17 protein-coding genes are annotated in these 24389 nt (G+C 55.1%); 8 read left to right on the top strand and 9 right to left on the bottom strand.

Going from position 1 to position 24389, the window contains the following annotated elements; translation table 11 throughout:
- Positions 1 to 320 precede the first annotated feature (320 nt).
- Together GSQ94_RS21535 and GSQ94_RS21530 are read left to right on the top strand one after the other, a co-directional pair.
- Positions 321 to 1487, top strand: a complete 1167-nt coding sequence (locus GSQ94_RS21535) for an efflux RND transporter permease subunit (RefSeq protein ID WP_254063976.1) — start codon at positions 321 to 323, stop codon at positions 1485 to 1487.
- Positions 1447 to 2499: an efflux RND transporter permease subunit gene (locus GSQ94_RS21530; RefSeq protein ID WP_254063975.1), complete on the top strand. Its 1053-nt coding sequence runs from the start codon at positions 1447 to 1449 to the stop codon at positions 2497 to 2499. The genes GSQ94_RS21535 and GSQ94_RS21530 overlap by 41 nt, the downstream gene beginning before the upstream one ends.
- A 25-nt stretch (positions 2500 to 2524) precedes the next feature.
- Here GSQ94_RS21530 and GSQ94_RS18310 read toward each other — a convergent pair whose 3' ends face one another.
- The 3 genes from GSQ94_RS18310 to GSQ94_RS18300 all read right to left on the bottom strand — a co-directional run bounded on the left by GSQ94_RS18310 (position 2525) and on the right by GSQ94_RS18300 (position 4420).
- Positions 2525 to 3079 carry a hypothetical protein gene (locus GSQ94_RS18310; RefSeq protein ID WP_158945304.1) on the bottom strand — a complete coding sequence of 185 codons (555 nt, stop codon included), beginning with the start codon at positions 3077 to 3079 and terminating at the stop codon, positions 2525 to 2527.
- 403 nt (positions 3080 to 3482) lie between these two features.
- Positions 3483 to 3920, bottom strand: a complete 438-nt coding sequence (locus GSQ94_RS18305) for a low molecular weight phosphatase family protein (RefSeq protein ID WP_158945303.1) — start codon at positions 3918 to 3920, stop codon at positions 3483 to 3485.
- A gap of 11 nt (positions 3921 to 3931) precedes the next feature.
- Positions 3932 to 4420, bottom strand: coding sequence for an arsenate reductase ArsC (locus tag GSQ94_RS18300; protein ID WP_158945421.1), 489 nt, complete (start codon positions 4418 to 4420; stop codon positions 3932 to 3934).
- A gap of 11 nt (positions 4421 to 4431) precedes the next feature.
- On the opposite strand from GSQ94_RS18300, the gene GSQ94_RS21930 reads away from it, so the two are divergent.
- The gene (locus GSQ94_RS21930; protein WP_371417560.1) at positions 4432 to 4797 is read left to right on the top strand and encodes a DUF6527 family protein; all 366 of its coding nucleotides are present in this window, start codon (positions 4432 to 4434) and stop codon (positions 4795 to 4797) included.
- Between the two features lie 382 nt (positions 4798 to 5179).
- On the opposite strand, the gene GSQ94_RS18295 is transcribed toward GSQ94_RS21930, so the two are convergent.
- Positions 5180 to 6190 carry a LysR substrate-binding domain-containing protein gene (locus GSQ94_RS18295; protein WP_254063973.1) on the bottom strand — a complete coding sequence of 337 codons (1011 nt, stop codon included), beginning with the start codon at positions 6188 to 6190 and terminating at the stop codon, positions 5180 to 5182.
- A 2-nt stretch (positions 6191 to 6192) separates the two neighbouring features.
- Here GSQ94_RS18295 and GSQ94_RS18290 point away from each other — a divergent pair, with 2 nt between their 5' ends.
- Together GSQ94_RS18290 and GSQ94_RS18285 are read left to right on the top strand one after the other, a co-directional pair.
- Positions 6193 to 6672 (top strand): PaaI family thioesterase, encoded by a 480-nt coding sequence (locus GSQ94_RS18290; RefSeq protein WP_158945302.1) that lies wholly within the window; start codon positions 6193 to 6195, stop codon positions 6670 to 6672.
- Positions 6672 to 7622 (top strand): 2-hydroxyacid dehydrogenase, encoded by a 951-nt coding sequence (locus tag GSQ94_RS18285; RefSeq protein WP_158945301.1) that lies wholly within the window; start codon positions 6672 to 6674, stop codon positions 7620 to 7622. Before GSQ94_RS18290 ends, GSQ94_RS18285 begins: the two co-directional genes overlap by 1 nt.
- A gap of 210 nt (positions 7623 to 7832) precedes the next feature.
- Here the strand turns inward: GSQ94_RS18285 and GSQ94_RS18280 are convergent, their stop codons facing one another.
- Complete coding sequence (locus GSQ94_RS18280; RefSeq protein ID WP_158945300.1) at positions 7833 to 8285, bottom strand: homocysteine S-methyltransferase family protein; 453 nt, start codon at positions 8283 to 8285, stop codon at positions 7833 to 7835.
- Positions 8286 to 9062: 777 nt separating this feature from the next.
- On the opposite strand from GSQ94_RS18280, the gene GSQ94_RS18275 reads away from it, so the two are divergent.
- Positions 9063 to 10610: a CRTAC1 family protein gene (locus GSQ94_RS18275; protein ID WP_158945299.1), complete on the top strand. Its 1548-nt coding sequence runs from the start codon at positions 9063 to 9065 to the stop codon at positions 10608 to 10610.
- Positions 10611 to 10624: 14 nt separating this feature from the next.
- Here the strand turns inward: GSQ94_RS18275 and GSQ94_RS18270 are convergent, their stop codons facing one another.
- From GSQ94_RS18270 to GSQ94_RS18255, 4 genes are all read right to left on the bottom strand, one after another.
- Positions 10625 to 11839, bottom strand: a complete 1215-nt coding sequence (locus GSQ94_RS18270) for a hypothetical protein (RefSeq protein WP_158945298.1) — start codon at positions 11837 to 11839, stop codon at positions 10625 to 10627.
- A gap of 2 nt (positions 11840 to 11841) precedes the next feature.
- A complete protein-coding gene (locus GSQ94_RS18265; RefSeq protein WP_254063972.1) occupies positions 11842 to 12897 on the bottom strand; it encodes a hypothetical protein in 1056 nt (351 codons plus the stop codon).
- 225 nt (positions 12898 to 13122) lie between these two features.
- On the bottom strand, positions 13123 to 14547 hold the full coding sequence (locus GSQ94_RS18260) for a tetratricopeptide repeat protein (RefSeq protein ID WP_158945296.1): 1425 nt from the start codon (positions 14545 to 14547) through the stop codon (positions 13123 to 13125).
- A 99-nt stretch (positions 14548 to 14646) separates the two neighbouring features.
- The gene (locus GSQ94_RS18255) at positions 14647 to 18345 is read right to left on the bottom strand and encodes a TonB-dependent receptor (protein WP_158945295.1); all 3699 of its coding nucleotides are present in this window, start codon (positions 18343 to 18345) and stop codon (positions 14647 to 14649) included.
- Between the two features lie 349 nt (positions 18346 to 18694).
- On the opposite strand from GSQ94_RS18255, the gene GSQ94_RS18250 reads away from it, so the two are divergent.
- A complete protein-coding gene (locus GSQ94_RS18250; RefSeq protein ID WP_254063988.1) occupies positions 18695 to 22492 on the top strand; it encodes an FG-GAP-like repeat-containing protein in 3798 nt (1265 codons plus the stop codon).
- A 56-nt stretch (positions 22493 to 22548) separates the two neighbouring features.
- Positions 22549 to 24348 carry a CRTAC1 family protein gene (locus GSQ94_RS18245; RefSeq protein WP_158945293.1) on the top strand — a complete coding sequence of 600 codons (1800 nt, stop codon included), beginning with the start codon at positions 22549 to 22551 and terminating at the stop codon, positions 24346 to 24348.
- The last annotated feature ends 41 nt before the right edge of the window (positions 24349 to 24389 follow it).

Below are 24389 nucleotides of genomic sequence, written 5' to 3'. Positions count from 1 at the left end.
CCGCCTGGGGATTTGAAATCGGTCGAGCGCGCACTCGAAGGGCGGCCATACTCGATTTGAACTTGAAATTGTCAGGTCCGAAGCCGCAGCCCCGTTAAAATCGATGTAGACGACAATGTGATCCGTCGTGAAATCCGTGTTCTTCCGAATAAGGAGTCCCTTCAGAAAAACGGACAATAGAGCACGTTATCCAAGTCCGCATTTAGAAAAACTAAGAGCGATTTCAAGTTTGCGCGCGTGGGCAGAGTTGACTGAGACCTCTTCGCAAAGTCCGCCATCGGAACGAGTCACTCGATGAACGCGATGCGTCGATCAAAACATTGCAGCGCGATCTACTCGAAGAAGCCGTCATCGTCAGCCTGGTCATCATCGTCTTCCTCTTTCATTTCCGTTCGGCGCTCATCGCAATTGTCGCGTTACCCATCGCGGTACTGATGTCTTTCATCCCGATGTACTGGCTGGGCGTGAGCTCGAACATCATGTCGCTGGGCGGCATCGCGTTGGCCGTTGGTGTGCTCGTCGATGCCTCCATTGTGATGGTCGAAAATGGCTATCGTCATCTTTCGAAACGGCAGGAAAACGACGCAAACCCGGTATCGGAGCCGGAGCGACAAGCCATTCTTATCAACTCGGCGAAGCAGGTTGGTCCAGCGCTCTTCTTCTCGCTGATTATCATCGTTGTTTCCTTCATGCCGGTCTTCCTGCTCGAAGCGCAGGAGGGCCGGATGTTCCGCCCGTTGGCATGGACCAAAACTCTGGCCGTCGGCTCTTCCTCCATCCTCGCCATTACGCTGGTTCCGGTCCTGATGGTCTTGCTGATTCGAGGGCGGCTGAAGCCGGAGAATGCGAATCCAATCTCACGCATCGCGCAGGCGATTTACCTGCCTATCCTGAAGTTCTGCCTGCACCATCGCTGGCTCACCATTGTGGTCAACCTGATCTTTCTGCTGATCACGTTTCCGCTTGCATCCCGATTGGGCAGCCAGTTCATGCCAGCGCTATTTGAAGGCTCCACCCTCTATATGCCGACTGCTCTCCCCGGCATCTCCATTGAACAGGCGAAGGTACTCCTGCAGCAGCAGGACCGTGTTCTGCGCAGCTTTCCGGAAGTAGCCAGCGTAGTCGGTGCGGTTGGGCGATCAGACAGCGCAACTGACAATGCTCCACTGGATATGTATGACACCACGCTCATGCTCAAACCACGGGAGCAATGGCCCGCTGGAATAACCTACGAAAAGCTCATTCAGCAGATGGATGAGAAGCTCCAGATTCCGGGGCTCTCGAATACCTGGACAAGCCCGGTAGAGAACCGCTTAGACATGGAGCTGACCGGCATCAAGACACCTCTGGGCATGAAGGTGCAGGGGCCGAATGTGGACGGCATTCAGCAGTTGGCTTCGCAGCTTCAGACTGTCCTATCAGGGCTTCCGCAGGTGAGATCCGTCTTTGCCGAAAAAGGTCGCGCAAGGTTTCTACGTCAATGTTGAGGTCAAGCGAGAGGAGGCGGCCCGCTACGGTCTCACGATCGCGGACGTGCAGACAGCGGTTTCATCCGGCATCGGCGGACAGAATATTGCCGAGAACATCGAGGAACGAGAGCGCTATCCGATCAATGTCCGCTACCAGAGAGACTTCCGCGACAATGTCGAGAAGATGCGTGGCGTGCTGATCGGCACACCTTCGGGAGCGCAGATTCCGCTCGGTCAGGTAGCGAAGATCTCCGTCACGCATGGCCCTGCAATGATTCGGGACGAAGACGGCGCACTGACGGGATACATCTACATCGATCTCAAGAACTCCGACTACGGCGGCTTCGTCGCACAAGCGAACAAACTGATTCACGACAAACTCGCCTTGCCCGCCAATTACACCTTCCAGTGGTCGGGAGAATATGAACTAGAACTACGTGCCAAACAACGCCTGCAATTGATTCTCCCGGTGGTCTTCTTTGTGATTTTTCTATTGCTGTATCTGGTCTTTCACTCAGTTGCCGAAGCGCTTGTTCTCATCTTTCCAACCATCTATGCGATGAGTGGAGGGCTGCTCCTGCAATGGCTTCTTCACTACAACTTCAGCGTCGCCGTGGCCGTTGGTTACATCGCGCTCTTTGGGATCGCGGTAGAAACCGGCGTGGTCATGGTTGTTTATCTCCATGAAGCGCTCGAAAACAAACTGCAAAGCGGAAAGACATTGACCGAGGCTGATGTGGAAGCCGCGGCCATCGAAGGGGCGGTGCATCGTCTGAGGCCAAAACTGATGACCGTCTGCGCTGTGCTTGCCAGTCTCGTTCCGATCCTCTGGGAATCCGGTATCGGCTCGGATGTGATGAAGCCGATTGCTGCGCCTATAGTGGGCGGCATGATTACGTCCACTATAGGCGTCCTGATCCTGGTGCCCGTCTTCTTCGTGATGATGAAGGAACGTGCATTGCGGAAGGGACATCTACAGCCACGGACTTCAGTGAGGGGAGAAGGTCCTCCCCTTCTCCCTTCGCACTAATCGACTTTTCTATCGCCCCTGGGCATCACGGAATGCCAATTAGCAGACCGCCGCTCATGCCAATGGATTGCTGGTGACCTCTTGCAAAGCTGTAGTCGTAAGCCGGTTCAAGATACCATCCGAAGCAGTGCTTTCTCTTTGGCCAGAACATAAAATCTCCCGCCACCTCACCAGCTATCGAGTTGCTCGCCTTCCCATTTTGGTTGAGGTGAACCCACTCGGGACCGACGCCCAGCATGAACTCTGCCGTCCGCGACAGGGTCCACGGTTTCTTGAAGAGCAGGTCGGTGTCCCACTCCGTAGAATTGCGAGTGTAGAAGGGCGACACGCCTGCTTCAATTTCCAGCCAATTCTCTATGGGCGTAATCTCCGCTGCAAGGTTCGGCGCGAACGTCGCCGCGCCTCCGCTGAAGTTCCAGCTTGTGGAGGCGCCAAGTTCAAGGATAGCTACAGGGTCTTTGTTCTCGGCTGCTGGTGGTGGATGGGTCGAGGATTTACCTCCGAAGGTTTGTCCAGGAGCGGGCAGACACAAAAACAGAAACAGGCACGCTCCAGCGAGCGTGAACGAGCGTATACGCATAACGAATCTCCATATTGAAGTTGTGTGTGTCCGCGCGAAGGGGCGCGGGCGCCGACAGGCTAAGAGGAGAATGCTATGCGGGGTGGTCGAAATATGGGCGAGCGCGGGCCACGGGCAGGGGAAGTCGATTCAGGCCAAACACCTGTGGTCACCGTACTTACCAGATCCAGGACAGGGCTTGCATTCGGGAGCCCGCGAAACCCACAGCACGAGCAGATTCCGTTACAGGTATCCGAAGCGGCAGGTAGCGGGTGGTTGGCATGAGAGTGGTGTGAAGAGGCAACAAAGTACGGCCCATCGCACAAGTCGCAGTGCGGCGAGTGAACTGCCAGGCAAGCCAACACCGCGCACAACAGCCATGCGATAACGCAGGCTCGTGTTGCGGTGGGACGTTCCATGCTTCTTACGATAAATCTTGGCTGGCTAGATCACCAGCGGCCACTGCGCTTGTTGGGAAGTTCGCGATGAGCGATTGCACTCTTTCCTCGATCTCATCCCGGATAGTACGCACCTCGTCCGGCGAAAGCCCTTTAGGATCGCGGATCGGCCAATCATCCCTCTTCAAACCGGGAACATAAGGGCATTTGTCACCACATCCCATCGTGATAAATAAGTCTGCGTCCTTCGCCAATTCCTTGATAAGCTTCTGAGGCTTGACATCGCTCAGGTCGATCCCGACCTCCTGCATGACGGCCTGAACCTCGGGATGGACGCGCGCGCCCGGCTCCGTTCCTGCCGAGATGGCCTCTGCCTTCTGCCGGTCTGCAAGCTGGTTGAAGAAGGCCGCCGCCATCTGGGAACGTCCGGCATTGTGAACACAAGCGAAAATGACTCTGAACATGATGTCTCCCGTTACTTCTTTCCGATGTTGTCCAACTCGCTCTTGAGCGCCATCGAATCCAGGCTGGTAAGTGGAAGAGAGAGCACGAGAGTGACGCGCCTCTCCAGAATGTAGAAGGCTTGCGTAAACGACCGCTCGATCTCTTGCGGCGTTCCCATTGCGGCTGCTGGATCAGGTACGCCCCAATGTGCCGTGATCGGCTGCCCCGGCCACACAGGGCAGGCCTCGTTCGCAGCGTTGTCACAGACCGTGAAGACAAAGTTCATCACCGGCGCATCCGGCTTGGCAAACTCATCCCATGACTTGCTGCGAAAACCAGCAATATTCAACCCCGCATCTTCCATCTGTCGAAGCGCCTCCGGGCGTACCTTTCCTGACGGATGGCTCCCGGTACTATAAGCAGTGAAGTTCGGCGCTCCCTTCCGGTTCATGATGGCCTCGGCCAGGATGGATCGCGCCGAATTGCCGGTGCATAAGAACAAGACGTTGCAGTGTGGCATCATGCTCTCCTATGCACAGCAAGAATGTCCTACGGCGCCTGTGGGCTACGGTCGCACAGCGCTCCGATCAACTCCATCTCCAACTGATCCCGTCCATGCAGGAACTTCCAGACGTGCTCGGCGATCGTCTCTTCGTCATGGGGAAGCCCGCTAGATATAAGTGGGCGATACTCTCTTGTCCCTGTGGCTGCGGCGAGCGAATCGATGTATGTCTCATGCCATCGGCAAGGCCGAAGTGGGAACTGACGTTACGGAACGGTCGAGTGTCTTTGTCCCCTTCGATTTGGGTACCACGGGAAAGATGCGGCAGTCATTTTTGGATTCGTCAGAGCCAAATAGTTTGGTGTAAGAACTACGAAGTATCTACCGGTATTTGAAATTGGAGGAAGGTAATTTGCTGTATCGGTTTAAACGTCGATCCGCTTGCCCACGTCCTTTTAGAAGATGAATTCTTGACTCATCTTTGTAACCAACAGGATGTCCTTGCGAGGACAGGTCTAAATCCAGAACCCACGTGAATCGGCACCTGGTCAAGAAGAACTAATGGAACCTGACCAAAACATGACCAACGTCCAAAGACATCTCCAAATCTACTGAACAAATTGAACAACTTGCGGCATGCGTCTGTGCGGGCGGAAAGGGCTGTAAATGCATTCAAATCAATGAATATACAGGCGGTTAGTATGATGTGAGCATTCGACTCTTAATCGACTGGTCGTAGGTTCGATCCCTACCGCGTCCACCACTCTCTCTCCCCTATCAACTCTTCGGCTCACCTCCCGAGAACTCTTTCTGCGCGATCTTCAGAAGAACTCTGGCCGCGGGATTAGGGGGATCAAGCTTTGTCCATACGTCCACGGACGACCAACCCTTTGAGCGAAGCGGGCGGAAAACAACACCGGGAATATTGAGTTTGTTCACGGATGCCGGAGCGAGTGAGACTCCCATGCCCGCTGCAACAAGGCTCACGATCGTTACCCACTGCGGCGCCTCAAGTGAGATATTTGGCGTGAATCCGTCTGCCTTACAGACCTCCATCGTCCGCTCAAACGCGAGCCGCGCGATTCGCGGTGCGAACAGAACAAAGCGCTCGTCGCGAAGTGCCCTTGGCCGGATCGGTCCCTTTTCTTTTGCCAAGGGATGGGACTGAGGTAGAACCGCATGGAACGGTTCGCGCGTGAGAGAGGTCATCTTCAGCCCGGATGTTGGGGTGCCATCTCGAATGAAACCGACGTCAAGTGTTCCATCGAGGAGCAATGGCATCTGATCGGCTGCGTACATCTCCCGCAACTGCACTGCTACCCCCGGATGCTGACGGCGAAAACGTTCCAGAGCCAGAGGCAAGCGGCCATACATTGCAGACCCATTGAACCCAATGGCGAGCGCACCTTCCTCGCCTCGCCCAATCTGCTGGGTCATGTTCATGACTTCCTGAAACTGAGTCTGCAGCATCTCCGCTCGCCTGGCCAGGTATGCGCCGGCCGGCGTCAGCGCGACTCCGCGAGTTGTCCTTTCAAACAGGGCGCATCCCAGAGCCTCCTCAAACTTCCTGATCTGCATACTCAGGTTCGGTTGAGCCATACCGAGCTTTGTGGCTGCACGGCTGAAGTGAAGTGTCTCTACTACTGCAAGAAAATATTTGATCTGGCGCAGATCGACAATTTCATTCATATCTAAATCAATATAGATCATCGAACTTTCGATATTGGACAGTATGAATAGACCAACCGTAGCATTGGAATATGGCGAGTTTTCTTGTTTCAGAGACACGTGTGTCGCAGCTTGATGCGTTGCGGCGCAAGGACGCGGCAATGATGCCGTTAGGTACCCTGATGGGCTTCGAGGTGGAATCCGTTGAGCCGGGAGCAGCGAATGTGAAAATGATCTGCGATCAGAGACATCAGAATGTCTTCGGCTACACCCATGGCGGTACCATTTTTACACTTGCCGATACTGCGATTGGCCTGGCTCATATTGCCTCGCTCTCCCCTGAGGAGACGGGCACTACTGTCGAATCAAAGATCAACTACCTGCGTCCTGCGCTCGGGGGGCTGCTTCGCTCGGAGGCACGATGCGTGAAGCGAGGGCAGAATCTGAGTTTCTTCGAGTGCGACGTATTCGATGAGCGAGACCGGTTGATCGCACGAGCCAATGCGACCATGATGGCCATCCGCGACGAACGCAGCGCCGGCCGTGATGTGCTGCATAAGGTCGAAGCGGAGCCGTCATCGCGAAAAAAGGAGGTGCTCTGATGCGGATCCTTTTCTGCGGAGATGCGTTTCCCGACGAGCCCGACTACCTGCGGCGAAGACTCCCACCCGATGCAAACGACGAGCTGATCGTCTGTCCGGAGTGGCCGGTCCGCCCGATGCTGGATGGTGTCGACGTGGTGATTCCGCGCATGGAGCGCGTAGGGCGGCATGAGATGGAGGTGGGAAGGTTTCGTCTTGTGCAGCAGTGGGGCGCGGGTCTTGAAGGCGTAGATCTTGCGGCAGCTCGCGAAAACGGAGTCCGTGTGGCCAACGTACCCGCGACTGGAGGCAATGCGGAATCGGTAGCGGAGCATGCGCTTTTGCTGATTCTTGCGCTGCTTCGAGATCTCCCCAGGGCGCAGGCAAATGTTCGCGCCAGCATTCTTGGAGCGCCGATCGGCAAGGTATTGGCGGGACGCACTGTCTGCCTCTATGGATTGGGCGCGATTGCGTTACCACTCGCCAAACGGTTACAGACGTTCGGCGTTCGGCTGATCGGAGTCACTCGCAATCCGCTCTCTGAGAAGGTCTCGGAGTTCGCTCTTGACCACTGCTTCTCCGTGGCCGATCGCGATAAGGCGTTTGCAGAGACGGACATTCTGGTGCTGTGCATGCGGTATTTCACCGAGATGCGCGGAACGATCGGCATGCATGAGCTGAGTTGTCTGCGCCTCGGCGCTTATCTTCTGAACATCGCGCGCGGTGGATTTCTCGACGAGGATAACTTGTATTCGACCTCGAAAGAGGGGCATCTTGCTGGCGCCGGCCTCGACGTGTTTTCTCAGGAGCCGATGCCTGTGGGCCATCCGCTTCTGTCCCTGCCGAATGTCATCGCCACTCCTCATCTTGCAGGAGTAACGGAGGAGTCGTTCAACGACATCGCCGACGTCGTCGCTGCAAATATCGAACGGTTGCGGCACGGCCAACCTTTGCTCAACTGCGTTATCTAATTCGTACGGGAGGCCCCAAGCGCAAATCGCTGCGCCAGTGCTCGAATATGGCTTTCGCCTGTGCCACAGCATCCGGGAGACAGCCGACAGAATCGATGACTGGTGCGATGATATAGCGCAGCTTGGTCTTAGCGAACGCACGGGAGACGCCAAGCAGTTTGTTCGCACTGGAAAACGTAGGTGCGTAGAGAAGATCAATGTCGAGACTTGCTAGTATCTGCGCCTGGGCATCGTGGTAAGCCTCTGCCGCTGTCGCATCAGGCGCCCTTTGGAATCATAGCCATCAAACTGCGGGCCCACGGCGCCAGAAATATAGACAGTCTCTTCAAGTCCCATGTCTCGACGCATGTCGTGGAGGAGGCTAACAGCCTCGTGATTGACACGCGCAAGATCATTGGTAGCCGTAAAGCCCTGACGGGCGAGACCTTCTGGGTGCGCTCGCCAAGTCGGTGTGCTCACCAGCATCGGCAGGTCGTGGTCTGCCGCAATCTGCATGTAACTGCGAGAGATTGCATCCAGGGCGGCGCGACCCGTGCGATCAAATAGATGTACGAACGCTGCGGAATCCGGAGTAGAGAGATGGAATTCGTAGTTGAGGCGCGTCACGACAGCACCTTCGGTCAGGATAACGGGAGACGATTCCAGACGTTCGGAAAAATTCATAGATGAGACACCACACATATTCATCATATTAATCCAGGTACGAGCACATAGGTACGCTCGCTTTCTCGCGACGCGAACAAAAATAAACTGTCGAAGTAAACTAGAACCGTTAGGTTGCGACCGGGTCTGTACTTGTTACCGCTGGAGAGCACACCCCAGGCGATGCGGGCCAGCTTGTTGGCCATGGCGACCATCTCATTAACTCGATCAGGGCTGATGTAATTAGAAGAATGGGCGCGGCGTCTTCGGGCGCGGGACGATTTAAAAAGGCTGCCGAAGACACTCTCACAATTGTGCTACTCTACAGCCCTGGATTGGGGAGGTGGGCCATACCCTCGCAGCATTGGAAGAGGGCAATCAGTCATCTTCTGCTCCTGCAACGAAAAAAACGGGTAGGCCAAAAACGAGGACTTTGCCAGTTAAATCTTGCCCAATGGCCAAAGAGAGAGATCATATCAATAGATCGAAATCACCAGATCGCACAAGCAGAAAGAGCGAACAGTGTACTTAGGAGATTCATCTAAGGCCGCGAAACTCCCGACACAACTCCCAATCCCTCTGACCGCGCGATCCTTAAGCATCGGCGGTGCGGTTGTACTCTGTTTTCTGACTGCATCTGTTCTCTTCGGGCAGACCTCGCCTCCTCCTCGCATTGCCACACAACATTCTGAAGAAGGGCCCGCGATACCCGGCAAATTCGTAGATATCACCCAAAGTAGTGGAGTCCATTTTCTAGGCGTCGCGTCTCACACCTCGGCAAAGTATCTGCTCGAGACAATGGGCTCGGGCGTAGCGGTCTTCGACTATGACAATGATGGTCTACTCGACATTTTTTTCGTCAACGGAGCTCCTCTAAGCAATCCAACACCAAAGGGCACGATTCCGCAGAAGTCGGGTCCCCAGGATTGGAATCGCCTCTATCACCAGAAAAAGGACGGCAGTTTCGAAGATGCCACCGAACACTCCGGACTAAAAGGCATTGGCTATGGCATGGGCGTCGCAGTAGGAGACTTCGACAATGACGGCTTCGAAGATCTCTACGTGACAGCCTATGGCGGCAATCGCCTCTATCACAACAACGGCAACGGCACCTTTACCGACATCACCGAAAGCTCCGGAACCGCTGGCAGCGGCTGGTCGACCAGCGCAGCCTGGGTCGATCTCGATAACGATGGCCTGCTCGACCTCGTCGTCCTTCGTTACGTCAAATGGGACTTTGATGACATCTGGTGCGGTGAGCACCGTGACGGCTACCGCGCCTACTGTCATCCGGACACATTCCCTGCGATCGCTCCGCTGGTCTATCACAATGACGGAAACGGCCACTTCACCGAAGTCTCTAAAAAAAACGGGATCTCTGTCCCCGGCAAAGGTCTTGGCATCGCCCTCGCCGACTTTGACCGTGACGGCAAGATCGATATAGCGGTCGCGAACGATTCCATGCTCGAGTTCCTCTATCGCAACAAAGGAGATGGCACCTTCGAAGAAATCGGGCTCAACGCCGAGATCGCAGTCGACGGTGATGGCCGCACCTACGCCGGCATGGGCATCGATTTTGAAGACTACAACAACGATGGACTTCCCGACCTCGTCATCACCAACCTTGCCAACCAGGCATACGCCCTCTACAAAAACAACGGCGACGGCAGCTTCACTTACGACACCTACATGTCAGGCATTGGCCGTATCACTCTCCTCCACTCCGGCTGGAGCCTGCACTTTCTCGACTACGATAACGACGGACTCAAGGATCTCCTTATCGCCCAGAGCCACGATCTCGACACTATCGAACTCACTTCGCCGCAACTTCACTACAAGGAGCCGATGCTTCTCGCACGTAACACTGGTCATGGCTTTGTAGATGTCTCCGAGGCCTCAGGAAGCGTCTTTGCGCAGCCTTGGGTTAGTCGCGGGATGGCAGTAGGAGATCTCGACAATGACGGACGTATCGACGCGGTCGTCACAGCAAACGGCGGAGCCGCCCACATCCTGCATAACGAAACTGAGACGCAGAATCACTGGCTCACTCTTCGCCTGGTTGGACACCGCAGCAACCGGGACGCCATCGGCGCAGAGATAAAACTGACAACATCCAAAGGCCCGCAATATGTCACCGTTTCGACGGCGGGCGGCTACCTCTCCTCCAACGATAAGCGCGCGCACTTCGGGCTCGGTGCGGAATCAGTCGCAAAGGAGATTGAAATTCACTGGCCCAGTGGTATCGTCCAGAAGCTCGGCGAGATAAAGGCGGACCAGATTCTTCGAGTGGACGAACCGGTTCAATCGACTCCTGGGACCAGCACATTAAAGCCCATCAGTCGCTGATAGACTCCTCACATTTAGGTCCGGCCGACGGCAACGGAGAGCAACTCTCCCAGATTAAGAATCGTGTTCGACTCTGTGCCCCGAGGCAGTGAGGGGCCAATAACAAGGGCCTGATTATGGCCTTCGAACCAGACTAGGAACGATGACTGTTCAGACTCAGGCAGCCGCTGCTGGTTGATCCACTGATAGTAAGCGCCCATGTCCGCATCTATCAGTGAGCCCAGGGGATCTAGCTCAGGTTTGCTGTCGCTGACAGCCATCAGCTCATTCATTGGCTTCTGTCGTTGCCTGGGTGCATAGCGCACCAATAGGGTATGCGGTTGTGCCCTTCGCAATGCCTCGCGCGTCGCCCACTGAGCGAAGGTTGTGCTGAAGATCTGCGTCCCAGAACCCTCGGTGAAGAGCTTGACCTCAAAACGCGCCAGCACTTCGTCTCCCCCTCGTTCCATCCCGAGATCCGAAGGAGAGAGGCGCGCCATATGTGTGCGCAGCTCCTCCGGCCCCATCCCCGGTCTTGCGATTTCGGTTTGAATGTTTTTCAGCAATGCGGCGCGAACGGGCTCTAGCTTTTGAAATGACACGCAAGTGAGCGACGGGCTGTGTTCCGCGTGCTGCCCTCCATCGATGTACCAATGTCCGTAAGGAACGGGATGTGCTTTTGCCCTGGTCTCGACGCTGGTCAGCAAGAGCTCAACTCCGCGTTCCGGCTCGACTCGCTTAAAGTAGGTGCCGTGCTTGCGCAGGTTGCGAAAGAGGGTTCCGTCATACGACTCAACTCCCTGCCCTATAACCGCGATTCCCAGCCTGCGCACGGCAGCTGGGTCTGACGCCGCTACCGTGCGGGTACGGTCTCCGTATGTCGTCGCTGCCTCGCGAAATGCATCCAGTTGATGAGTCGTCCAAAGATATGCGGATAGCTGTTCGACGAATTGACCTGGCTGGTTGATCCAATCAAGACTCTGAAGCTTGGGCGAGAGCGAGAGTTGAGAGAACGGTTGAAACCATTCCCTGAGCTGCGCGGGCGTAAGTGAACTGAGAGTGGCAAGTTCCCGATCGATTGACGAGCGCTCTGCGGGAAACTTGAAGTCGTAGTCAATAACTTCGCGCAACAAACTTGGTACGAAGCTGAGCGGCAGCTGTCGCAGCGTTCCAAGGTGAGCCACTGCGAGCTCCCTCGCCTTGGGGGGATATCCGGCAAACTGTTCGGCTTTGAGATCGCTTGGCAACATAATTACAACAACTCGTGGATCGGTGTGCCTCGTGACAGTTTGGGAGAGAAGCCCATGATTGAGCCGAGAGTAGGGACAAGATCAATCGATTGCAACGGACGGTCATACACCATTCCTTGGCGAACACCTGCGCCGAGGGTCATCATCCAGGTAGTGCGTGACGCTGCGTCACCGGTACGGTGATGCTGAAATCCGTTCCCGCCGGCATCCTCGTCGGCATCGCGGCCAAAGTCTGGAAGGATGAACATCGTTGTGTTGCCCGCATATTCGGGCTCGGCCTGGACTGCCTGCCAGAGCTCCGCACAGAGACGGTCGGTGCGCCGAATTGCTTCAATATAGAGCGAGTAAGCGCCGGAGTGAGCGATATCGATGTCGTGCATCGTGATCCATAACAGACTGGGAGATTCCAGCTTCATCAGGCGCTTCGTAATGTAAATGGAGAGTTCATCCGGGCTTGAGACAGTTCGCGCGTGCGTCTTGAAGTCATCGACGGAGAGCTTCAATATCTGTTCCATCTGCTGGAGTTCGAACTCGCCGCCTCCGATTTGCGGGGTGTAGAGCGGCGTCTCGTAGTTGTCACGTAGCAGGTGGTTGTAGTCCGCAGTGGCTCCAGAGGTTGCCGCACTGAGTAAATGCTTCGGCAAGATGACTTTGGCCCCGAGGCCCGGACCATAGGAGCGATTGTCGCTTTCGCCAATTCGATTGAAGCCGTTACTGGGAGCGACGACCCACGTGCTTGATGATGGCCGATTGAGATCCTTGCGGAAGTACTCGAACACTGTGGGATGGTCGGGTGGAACTGCCGAAAAGTTGTTGAGCGTCTCGTAGACGCCGGTTGCCAGGCTTGCGGTCGCCACGTAGTGGCCCAATATCCCCTGGTTCATCACCTGAGTGAAGAAGCTGGACTGAGGAGCCAACTCGCGGAGCATATGTGGGATGTTTTCCTGCCCTTCAGGAGCGAACGTCTCCTGATCTCGCGCACCTCCACCAAAGGTAACGACGATGACTTTTCGCTTCTTTGCCGCAGCTTGTCCGTGCACAAAGGGGCTGCCGCTCATCAGTGCGCTTCCTAGCGCGAGTCCAGCTGTACTGCGAAGAAAGTCGCGCCTGCTGCGACCAAGATGTCTGGCAACTTCATGTCGTGCAGGAAGCGTCTTGCTGAATGAAGATGAAACCGTCAACGTAAATCCACCTTATGGTTCCTCGTGCTCGATCATGCATTTACTTTCTTCTACTCTTCGTACGCCTATCGGATATCTCTTGTCATCACCAAAACGCGGCACTCAAGGTTTTGTAACAGAACCAGGCTTTTCTGAAAGTACAAATTGCTGGACTTCGGCTCTTTCCTTGTCGACTGCGGCCATATGCTGGGCCTGAAGCTGCTGATAAACCGCAAACTCCTGCTGTGCATGGTCCTTTTGTCCTGCGCGTACATAATATTGGCCGAGGCGGTAGTGTGCGTCTGGAAGATTAGGATCCAGCTCCAGTGCCCGTTGATACTCCGGAAGCGACTTAGCTAACTCATGCTGGTCCGCGTAGAGGATGCCTAGCTGCAAATGAGCCTCTGCTAGTTTTCCGTCCAGTGCGATGGACTTTTGCAGGAGAGACTCCACCGTCCGAAAATCTACACTGGCCTCTTCCAGGCGCCTTCCCTTCCATAAGCTTATGGCGTAATAGTACTGTGCCAGCGCGTTGTTCTGCTGTAACTCTGAGTAACGCCGAAATCTCTGAATGACTTCATCTGCCTGATTCGGAGAGCTGAGGTAGGACTTAGATAGAAACAAATAACATCGGGCATCAGTAGGATCGAGATCTGCTGCTGTAAGCAAAGACTTGATCGACTCCTCGTACTTGCCCTGTGAATACAGAGCCATGCCGAGTCCGATCAACAGCCGAGGTGATTTCGGATAACGCTGGCTTGCGAGTTGGAAGACCTGGATAGCTGGCTCGTACGTCCTGTGAAGCAGAAGTTCGCTTCCCAACGTAAAGAGGTTGTCTTCGCTTGGATCCATTTGAGCAGCTATTTGGAACTCGTTCGCGGCATCAAGAAATTTTTCTTCTTTCTCGTCGATCTGACCCAACAGGTTGTGCAGCTCTCCAGTGTTCTTCTGCGCCATAAGGCCCTGGATAAGTGGCCGCGCATCGTCTGATCTTCCAGTTAGAAAGAAGGCCAACGCCAGATCGTAACTGTTGTTGTAGGAGGAGGGGCTGATTCTCTGCGCCTGTTCGAGAAGAGGGAGTGCTTCCGCAATCTTATTGGACTGAAGATAGAAGTCGGCGAGGTTATGGTTGGCATCGAAGTCTTGAGGCGCGAGAGCGAGCGCCTTACGGAGTTGTGCTTCGGCCAGATCCAGCTTTCCAGAGTGGGTAAGGTTTGCTGCCAGATTCGTTCTAGCGACTGCCGAGTCCGGTTTCAATCGGACCGCTATCTCGAGGTGCTTGAGAGCTTTCGCATCCTCCGATTCAGCGGCGTAGACGAGGCCCAAAAGCTCATGAATCTCGAAGCTCTGTGGGGCAGAAGGTAAGAGATGCTCTAGTTGGGTCGCGGCTTCAGCAAAGTGACCTGCATCGTATTGCGCTTCCGCGGACTGAAATTGAAGGTTCAGTTTTTGGTTGGGCTTGTCTGGCTTGTCTTCGGCTGTCGCAAAACTTACGCAAGCCAGCGCGGAACAAAAGACCAGCAGCCAAAACCGAGCCCGCGTGCTCATACTCCACCTCTGTTATAGCTGCATGAGCAAAGCGTCACGCAGAAGAAAACCCTTGAAGCCACTTGATTCTGTGACCTCAAGGGTGTCTTCCATCTTAGCTTAGAAGTACAGTTTCAGAGCAAACTGGACCTGTCTCGGAGCAGTACGAGTGGATCCAATTTCACCGAACGTGTTACTGGTGAAGTTGCCAGAGCCAGAGATCCCTACTACGCCGTTGCCGCCGAAGTTAGGCGCATTGAAGTTGGGATGGTTGAGGATGTTGAAGAACTCAGACCGGAACTGCATCGAGAACCGTTCGGTAAGCTGGAAGGCCTTGAACGCCGAGAAATCGAATGTCTTGATTCCCGGTCCAGTTGTTGTCGCAGGGTTGCCTCCCAGTAGGGCTGAACCTGTTGCAGTGATGCATCCAGCTGTTCCCGGTTGGCCCAGCGGGCAAGGTTGCTGGAACGCGTTCGGATTACCAAACCAACTCAACTTATTGTTTGAGTCGAGATGAAGACCGAGCTTCTGACTCTCGCCAGGAACATTGATATCGTCGCAGTTCGTTCCTGAAGTAGTCGCGGTGGGGCAGCTTAGCGTAATCGGCTGGCCACCCTCAAGAGTTACGATCCAGTTTCCACTCCAACCACCAATCAAAGCGTTGGTCAGCTTCCCTGAGTTGGCCAGGAACTGCTTGTCCTTGCCGAATGGAAGGCTATATCCGCCGCTGAAGTGGAATACATTTCGAATATCGAAGCCGGCCAGAGCATTGTCAAAACCAATACCAAGCCCCGGTACCGCCGGTGCACGGTATCCGCCTATGCTTCCTCCATTCAACAGGTCGCCAGCATCGGAGAGTGTCTTTGAATAGGTGTAGGTGGCGAGGAAGCTTAGCCCCTTCCAGTTTGACTGTTCGAGCTTGGTTTGCAGGCCATTGTAGTCACTACTTCCAATCGTTCGCTGATAACTGCCATTGCGCGCGAAGTCAGGGAATGGCAATGCGCCTGGTGTAGTGGTCAGGTTTGTACCGGCTGCCCAGAGCTGTGAGGGGTTATTGTTACCAACGCCGGTCTGAAGATTCCAGGCATTCGTAAAGACATACCCCACTGTCGCGCTAAGTGTAGGCGTTATCGCGTATTGAACAGTCAGGTTCGAACTCAACGTGACTGGCGTCTGGTAGTTGAACTGAAGTCCCTGCAGATTCAGTTGCGATCCATTGACCAGAGACGGCGTAAAGGAGAGACAGGAGAAACCAGACTCAAAAGTCGCGGTTCCACCCGGACCCGCCGTCGGGCATCCGGCAAAAGGTGTACCGGCACTGACAGGATTGACCGCACCTTGTATTTGATAGTTGAAGTTGTAGACGAAGGGATAGTTTTCGCCAATATTGGGGCCATATCCCTGGTTTTCAAAGGCGTTGTAGAACAAGCCCACGCCGCCGCGTACCACCGCCTTTGGAGAGGCTTGATACGCAAATCCCACGCGCGGCGAGAAGTTGCTCTTTTGCGTCTGCGTCAGTCCATTACCGTATTTGTTGGTCAACTCAAGCGCAATTCCATCCTTAGCCAACAGGTTGACGAAGCTCGTCGACAGCGTCCTATCGTCCTTGCCTGTGGCAGGGATGAGGTAGGTAGGAGTCCCGTTTGGCGGGCCGTCCTGAATGAAGTTGGCCTGGCCGCCATTGGATTCACCGAGCGGCCCGAAGTAGTCATAACGCAGACCAAGGTTGAGAGTCATCTTAGGACTTACCTTCCAGTCGTCCTGGAAGTACGCCGCAAAGTAGTTCTTCACGTCGTAGGTCTTGTTGATGTTGGAGGCCTGTACCTGATCGGAGCCCCCCGAATAATCGACTCCTCCCGGAACGGTCGACAGCATCGGCTGTAGAAGAAACTGCGCTATGCCGGTGAGGTTTTGGTTGCTGTTGGGAACGTCCGTGTAGGTACCGTTGTAGTCGAACTGGCCGCGCGAATATGCCGGCTGCAGGGTTGAGAACTTCACGTGCTGGTATTCGATACCTGTCTTAAAGCTGTGTTTACCGTAGATCTTCGTGAAGTCATCGGTGATCTGGAGTGTCTGGCTGACTTCGTCGGAGGGCAGGAAGTTATTGCCGCCCAGGTTAGACAAACCGCCGAACGTGAAGCCGGGAAGACCGCCATTTTCACTTACCTGTGGGATTCCTTGAATCCCGAATTGAGCGGGAATGCCCATGACGGAGCCCTCTGGGCCGAATCGCGTGGTGTGAAGATGGTTGAACCCGGCGCGTGCCACATTGACCGCGGTCGGCGAGAATGCATGAGTGAATCCTAACGCGGCCTGATCGGATTTCGCGGTCTGGATGCCTTGCTGGAAGGCGCCACCATCTGCGATACCGCCAAAGGTGCCAGGAATAAATTGGGGGTTATCCACATAGCTGAAGCGGAAGAACACCTGATTTCTGTCGGTGGGGTTGAAGTCCGCCCGGACGTCGAAGGCATCTCGGTTCTGGGTCGACTTCGGCGATGACGAGAAGTTTGTCGTGTTGAGCGCTCCGCTTGTCGGCAAGGGGTAGAGATTCAACAGGGCGATAGCGTTCGGATCCAGCCGGGCAACAGGAATCTGATTGAGGTTACAGCCGGCGGAAAAGTCCTTGGTCGCAGCGGAACAGGGTGACCCGGGCCCTAGAAAGGGATCACGCACAAAGCCGGTACCTACCGCTCGCGTTGTCGCCGGATCCAAAACGGTGCCTAGCGGTATGATGCGGCCCAGCGCGTCCGTTTGCGTCTTGCTCTGAAGCAGGTCCGAGAGGTTGGTATAACCGCTGTTGCGCTCTGTCAGAGTTGGCACCGTAGCGGTGGAGGTAACACCTTGTACGACTCGCAGCCCCTCGTAGTCCCCGAAGAAGAACAACTTGTTTCTAATGATCGGCCCACCGATGGAGGCTCCGAATTGATTCTGACGTAGCTCTCCTTTCGCAGTGCCGTTGTTGTTTGAAAACCAGTCGGCTGCATCCAGCTTGTCGTTGCGAAAGAACTCCCAAACGCTGCCGTGAATGCTGTTCGTGCCGGACTTGATCGTTGCGTTGAGAACGGCACCTGCGGCACGACCAAGATCAGCGCTGAAATCCGCGGTCTGAACTTTGAACTCCTGGATTGCGTCTACAGGAGGCAGAACGATGAAGTTTGTTCCATTCAGGAAGTCGACGGTATCGGAGTTGTTGTCGATACCATCCAACAGGTAGTTGTTTTGCGAAGGACGGAGCCCATTGGCGGAGAAGGCACCGGAGGCCGCGTTGCCTCTGGTGTCTGCCTGCGGCGTGTTCACGCCGGCGCCGAGCTGTGCCAGGAAGGTGAAGTTACGACCGTTCAGCGGAAGGTCGTTAACCGTCTTTTCGCCGATGACCTGCCCAACCGATGCTTCGTCGGACTGCAGCAGAGGCGGCGCTGTAGTCACTTCAATGGTTTCAGCCGAAGCGCCCGTCTTCAATTGGACAGGCACCTGAAGATGCTGTCCGACGTTCACTTTCAGGTTCTCCTGTGTCGTGGTGGAGAATCCAGGAGCGGTAACCTTAAGGGAATAGTTTCCGATTCTCACCGGCGTGAAGGTGAACTCGCCGCTGTTATTCGTAGTGGCCTCGAGAGACAAGCCGACGTCCTTGTTCAGGAGGGTCACATGCGCATTCGCAACAAGCGCACCTGCGGAGTCCACAACCGTACCGTTGATTGCACCTTCGTCTACCTGTCCAAAGACGCATTGCGTCTGGATCAGGAGAAGGCACAAAAATGAAAAGGTTATGAAGCCGAAACGTCTATACCAACTCGTCACTTCGCGATCAAAGGCCATCCGAATTACCTCAATTTTTGTTCTATCTTTAGTACGCTTGGTCGAATCTGAAACTCTATTGGGAGACATATGTAGACGTTTTTCAAATAAAAGTAAGCGGTTACATTGTCGACGCGAGGAATTTAGTACAACCAGATAACTATTGTCAATCAAAAGGTTGAAACCGCCGTCCGCAGATTGATGGACACTTCGATACCTGCCCCTTCACTCGCCGAAACGATCCCCGGCTGGCCCATGCCAAGTGCTAACATTCGGTCTACACGGACCTCGCTTAAAAATGTCTCATCACAAAAACGGAAGCTACTCTTTTTCACGGCGGAAGCTCCTCAAGAGCCTAAGCTTGGCTCCCGTGCTCTTTCGTTCAGCTGCTCTCCATGCGTCTTCCTCTCTGCTTGCCTCACAGCAGACCCTTCCGAGTCAGGATTTCAACTTTTCCTTCACCGACATCCGGCTCACACCCCACTACCCTGCAAGGTCTCCTCTGGAAGAGGTTCTCCGCCTCGTCCCTCCAGGTTCGGATGAGTACGTCACCGAAAAATACGCCTTTGAAATCGCCTCACAACTGACCCAATGGGGTCGAGCCCTTGAGGCATCGGTCCACGACCTCTCTTCATTAGCCAGGCTCTTGGATTCTTCATTGGAAGCCTCGCCTCTGGCACCTGTCGGGGAGATAAGGCTCGGCTCCGGGGATGCGATCCATCGAATGAAGCGAAAGTTTCCCGCCCAGGTCGTCCCTGGACGCGAGCGATTTCTCCAGGAAATCCAAGGCTGGCTGGCGCAGGTCTCGCGCGTGGACACCGCGGAGTTCGAAATCACTGGTATCGAGGAAGTCGCGGGAGATCGGCTCACGGTTCGCTTGGATATCCGGTACGACCTCGTCTCCAGTCTTAGCGATCAACGCCGTGAGGAGCGAGTCGGATCGTGGCGCACCGAGTGGTCCTACGATGAATCCCGCAACGCATCCGAGGCTTGGAAGGCGCACCGGTGGGAGGCCACCGAAGAGGTCCTGAGCGTCACCGAAGGGCCCGCGTTTGTCGATGTCACCCATCAAGCTCTCGCAGGAACGGAGTCGTACACGAGCCAGATGCTTCGCGGATCCGACTATTGGCGTACGGTCCTGGATGGTGCATGCGGCATCGATGTCTACGGCAACAACGGTGTGGCCGCGGGCGACTTCGACAACGATGGATTCGACGATCTTTATGTCTGTCAGCCGGCAGGTCTGCCGAACCGCCTCTACCGCAACCGTGGCGACGGAACCTTTGAAGACGTGACAGAAAAAGCGGGCGTCGGAGTGCTCGACAACACCGCATGCGCTCTCTTCGCCGACTTTCAGAACAACGGGCTTCAGGATCTTTTGGTGGTCTGTGGCAGCGGCCCCCTGCTCTTCCTGAACAAAGGGGACGGAACTTTCGCGATCAAGCGCGACGCCTTCCAGTTCGCGAATCCGCCCCAGGGATCTTTTACCCATGCCGCCATCGCCGACTACGATCGCGACGGTCGTCTTGATATCTACTTCTGCCTTTACAGCTACTACCTTGGCCTCGATCAATATCACTACCCAATACCCTACTTCGACGCCCGCAATGGCCCAGCCAACTGTCTGCTGCACAACCAGGGGGACGGAGTTTTCGTAGAGAAGACCGAAGAGGCCGGACTGAACGTCGAGAACAATCGATACAGCTTCGCGTGCGCCTGGGGCGAATCCACCTCCAGGGGCTTCCCCGATCTCTACGTGGCCAATGACTTCGGGCGCAATAACTTGTACCGCAACAACGGTGACGGAACCTTCGCCGCCGTCTCCAGCTCAGCCCACGTTGAGGACGTGGGTGCAGGGATGAGTGCCTGCTGGTCCGATTTTGATAACGACGGAAATCAGGATATTTATGTCGCTAATATGTGGTCGGCAGCGGGTCAAAGAGTTTCAGCACAAAAGCTCTTTCAGCAAAAAGCCCCGGAAGACATCCGAGCACTCTACCAGCGGCACGCGCGAGGTAATACCCTCTATAAAAATCAGGGGAATGGGCAGTTTCAAAACGTCACCCAACAAGCCGGAGTAGAGATGGGCCGATGGGCCTGGTGCTCCGATCTGTGGGACTTCGATCATGACGGCTACCCTGATCTCTACGTCGCCAATGGGTACATCTCCGCCCCTGAACATCGATCGGAGCGAAACGACCTCGGCAGTTTTTTCTGGCGACAGGTAGTTGCGAAATCCCCCGACGACGCCACGCCCTCGTTGGCTTACGAACATGGATGGAACGCTCTCAACGAATTGATCCGATCGGACAGCTCGTGGAGCGGCCATGAAAGAAATGTAGCCTTCGCCAACAACCACGATGGCACTTTCTCCGAAGTCTCCGGCGCGCTCGGTTTGGACTTTCCAGAGGACGGCCGCTCTTTCGTTCTTGCAGATCTCGACCACGACGGCCGTTTGGAGCTCATCCTCAAAAACCGCAACGCCCCACAGCTGCGGGTCCTTCACAACTCGATGAAGAATATCGGCGAATCGATTGCATTTCGCCTGCGAGGGACCAAAAGCAATCGCGATGCCATCGGAACCGCCATTAAAGTCGAAGTAGGAACTCTCAGCCAGACAAAGTATCTGCAAGCAGGCTCAGGGTTCCTGGCTCAGCATTCCAAAGAAGTGTTCTTTGGGGTTGGGAAGCCGGAGGGACCGATCCGCGTCACGATCACCTGGCCGAGTGGGCTCTCTCAGAAGTTCGAAAACTTAACAGCAAACCATCGGATCGAAATCGAAGAGGGCACTCCCACATTTATAGCCAAGCCCTTCTCTGCCCCAAACCCTTCCTTTGCGCAAGCGGGTCCCGCGCCGAAGTTAGAGCCTCTACCCTCCCAGGCAGACACATGGCTCATTGAGCCCCTGCTAGCGCCGGAGTTTTCCCTGCCTGATCTCACGGGCAGCATGCGAACACTACAAGCGCTGCGGGGTAATTTCGTGCTTCTCAACTTCTGGTCAACAAAGGCTCCGCTCTGTCGCGACCAGTTGAGACTTCTTCATCGACACCAATCATCCTTCACCGCAAACCAGCTAACGATTCTCGCAATAGGCGTCGACGAACCGGAAGATCTAGGCAAAGCTCGCTCCTTCGCGGCTCAGGAAAAATTTACCTTCCCACTTGTCTTCGCGACAGCCGAAGTAGCGGGGATCTACAACATCATCTACCGCTACTTGTTTGATCGTCGCAGAGACCTCGCGATTCCAACCTCCTTCCTGCTGGACAGAGAAGGCATGATCGTCAAGCTATATCAGGGACCGATCATCCCAGCACGTCTGCTCGAGGATGTAAAGTCCGTTCCCACCACGGCAGCAGGGCGCATGCAAAAGGCGATCCCTCTAGGCGGTGTGCTCTACCAGGGAGCATTTCAACGCAATGACTTTACCTATGGCGTAGCGCTCTTTCAGCACGGTTATCTCGAACAGGCCGCTGAGTCATTCAAGCAGGTCGTCGCCGCAAAGCCGGATAACCCGGAAGGCTATTACAACCTGGGAACGCTCAGCCTGCGGAGAAATGACTTCAAGCAGGCCCGCCAATACCTTCAGCAAACCCTGAAGCTCCGACCGAACTATCCCGAGGCGTGGAACAATCTTGGAATGATGGCTGCCCAGGAAGGCCAGCCTGACGAAGCCATCCAGAGCTTTCAACAGTCATTGGCCCTCAGACCAAACTATGCCATCGCACTCCTAAACCTGGGCAATGTGTACCGGCGGCAGGGTGCTGTTGAGAAGGCACAGGACTGCTTGAAACGCGCGTTAGAAATGGAGCCCGACAATCCTGAAGTCAACTACAGTCTCGGCATGTTCTACGTCCAGCAAGGCCAGATGCAGACCGCATCGGACTATCTGCAAAAAGCCGTTGAACTGCGTCCCGATTATCCTGAAGCACGCAATAACCTTGGCGTTCTCTTCGTGAGGCAGCAGGACTATGCCAAGGCAGAGGATCAGTTCAAGACTTGCATCCGCATCGTCCCAAATTTCGACCAGTCCTATCTCAATCTTGCTCGACTCTACGCATTGCGGAACGACAAGGAAAAGGCCAAAGAGGTTTTGCAGGATCTGCTACGCCTTCAGCCGCAAAACCAGAGTGCCATACAAGCCACGGAGATGTTGAACGCAGTACCTTGATTAACACTTCAAGTCAGCAACAGCCGAAGCCACCTGTCCTTCTATAATCGCAACCTATGAATCTTCCCCGGCGCCGCTTCCTCGGCTCATCGCTCTTTATGCTCGGCACCCCGTTGATGGACGCGCTAACGACTCCGCTCTGGCAATGGAAAGATCCAACGCTGGTCCAGGCCGCAACCTCGAATTCCGCGCCGCCTGTGCAGTTTGTGGATGTCGCGCAGCAAGCCGGATTGAAAATCCCAAATGTGTGGGGTGGTATCGACCACAAGCACTCCATTATCGAGGCCAAGGGAAGCGGACTGGCCTTCTTCGACTATGACCACGACGGTTGGCTCGACATCTATCTCACCAATGGAAATCGACTGGATACTCAATGGCCCGCTGGAAAGGCGCCGATATCTCATCTATACAAGAACAACCGGGATGGCACGTTTACCGATGTCACCGAGAACTCAGGTCTGGGTGTCACCGGTTGGCAGACCGGCGTCTGCATCGGTGACTACGACAACGACGGATGGGACGATCTCTTCTGCACCTTCTGGGGGCATAACATCCTCTTCCGCAACAATGGAAATGGAACCTTCACCGATGTCACGCACAAAGCCGGCCTCTATCAGGAACAGGTCCGTTGGGGTGCTGGCTGCACCTTTCTCGACTATGACAGGGACGGCCATCTCGATCTCTTCGTCTGCAACTATCTGAAGCTGAATCCTGAGACGATTCCAGCCGCAGACAATACGCACTACTGTCAGTGGAAGGGTGTCCCCATCATGTGCGGCCCCCGCGGCCTTCCCGGCGACACCAACATTCTCTATCACAACAATGGAGACGGCACTTTTACCGACGTCTCTCAAAAGTCAGGCATCCTGAAACCCGGCCCGCGATACTCCATCACCTCCGTCTCTTACGACTTCGATAACGATGGTTGGCCGGATATCTACGTTGCGGTCGACTCACAACCGAGCATTCTCTTCCAGAACAATCATGACGGAACCTTCACCGATGTCGCCGTTATCGCCGGTTGTGCCTACAGCGACGGCGGCCATGAGCAGGCCGGTATGGGCGTCGCGGTCGCCGACTACGATTGCGACGGCTGGTTCGACATCTTCAAGACCAACTTTGCGGACGACACCTGCAACCTGTATCACAACAACGGAGATGGAACCTTTAGCGATGTTACGTTTCCCTCAGGCGTCGGAATCAACAACCGCTACGTCGCGTGGGGATGCGCTTTTATTGACTATGACAACGATGGCTGGCAGGACATCCTTCAGGTGAATGGACACGTTTACCCTGAGATCGACAACTATCACTTCGATCAGACCTTCAAGAATCCCCGTCTCGTCTACAAGAACCTCGGCAATGGACGCTTCAAGGACGTCTCGTCGGAGATGGGCCCCGGCATCGCCGAACACTTTTCCAGCCGGGGCGCGGCCTTTGGAGACTACGACAACGACGGCGACATGGATGCGCTGATTCTGAACATGAACGATCTTCCATCTCTCCTTCGCAACGACGGAGGCAACAAGCAAAACTGGATCAAGATCAAACTGCTGGGCGTGAAATGCAATCGCACTGCAATCGGAGCGCGCGTGCGGGTCACAACTGGAAAGCACGTTCAAATGGACGAAGTCCACAGCGGTACAAGCGTGATGTCGCAAAGCGACCTGCGCCTTCACTTCGGTCTTGGCAAAGCAGAAGTAGTGGACGTGCTTGAAGTGAAGTGGCCGACAACGCAAAAGGTCGAACGATTCCTGCAGGTCAAAGCCAATCAAATACTCACCATCCGCGAAGGCGAGGGAGTCGTCGCAACCTTCAAGCCGGCCTCCGCCTCACGCTCCACTCAGGGAACATAAGATCGGTTCTCATTAGGGAGACACTGTCTACAGGCGCTCAA

This window comes from Granulicella sp. S190 (genome assembly GCF_009766095.1).
GTDB lineage: Bacteria > Acidobacteriota > Terriglobia > Terriglobales > Acidobacteriaceae > Edaphobacter.
Note: the sequence above shows the minus strand (reverse complement) of the source record. Positions and strands in the feature narration are given on the sequence as shown.

Excerpts from the sequence above, each read along its gene's own strand:
- GSQ94_RS18255 (WP_158945295.1), bottom strand. The coding sequence starts at position 18,345 with ATGGCCTTTGATCGCGAAGTGACGAGTTGGTATAGACGTTTCGGCTTC.
- GSQ94_RS18280 (WP_158945300.1), bottom strand. The coding sequence starts at position 8,285 with ATGAATTTTTCCGAACGTCTGGAATCGTCTCCCGTTATCCTGACCGAA.
- GSQ94_RS21930 (WP_371417560.1), top strand. The coding sequence starts at position 4,432 with ATGCACAGCAAGAATGTCCTACGGCGCCTGTGGGCTACGGTCGCACAG.
- GSQ94_RS18275 (WP_158945299.1), top strand. The coding sequence starts at position 9,063 with ATGGGCTCGGGCGTAGCGGTCTTCGACTATGACAATGATGGTCTACTC.
- GSQ94_RS18245 (WP_158945293.1), top strand. The coding sequence starts at position 22,549 with ATGAATCTTCCCCGGCGCCGCTTCCTCGGCTCATCGCTCTTTATGCTC.
- GSQ94_RS18310 (WP_158945304.1), bottom strand. The coding sequence starts at position 3,079 with ATGCGTATACGCTCGTTCACGCTCGCTGGAGCGTGCCTGTTTCTGTTT.
- GSQ94_RS18260 (WP_158945296.1), bottom strand. The coding sequence starts at position 14,547 with ATGAGCACGCGGGCTCGGTTTTGGCTGCTGGTCTTTTGTTCCGCGCTG.
- GSQ94_RS18300 (WP_158945421.1), bottom strand. The coding sequence starts at position 4,420 with ATGCCACACTGCAACGTCTTGTTCTTATGCACCGGCAATTCGGCGCGA.
- GSQ94_RS18285 (WP_158945301.1), top strand. The coding sequence starts at position 6,672 with ATGCGGATCCTTTTCTGCGGAGATGCGTTTCCCGACGAGCCCGACTAC.
- GSQ94_RS18305 (WP_158945303.1), bottom strand. The coding sequence starts at position 3,920 with ATGTTCAGAGTCATTTTCGCTTGTGTTCACAATGCCGGACGTTCCCAG.
- GSQ94_RS18270 (WP_158945298.1), bottom strand. The coding sequence starts at position 11,839 with ATGTTGCCAAGCGATCTCAAAGCCGAACAGTTTGCCGGATATCCCCCC.
- GSQ94_RS18265 (WP_254063972.1), bottom strand. The coding sequence starts at position 12,897 with ATGAGCGGCAGCCCCTTTGTGCACGGACAAGCTGCGGCAAAGAAGCGA.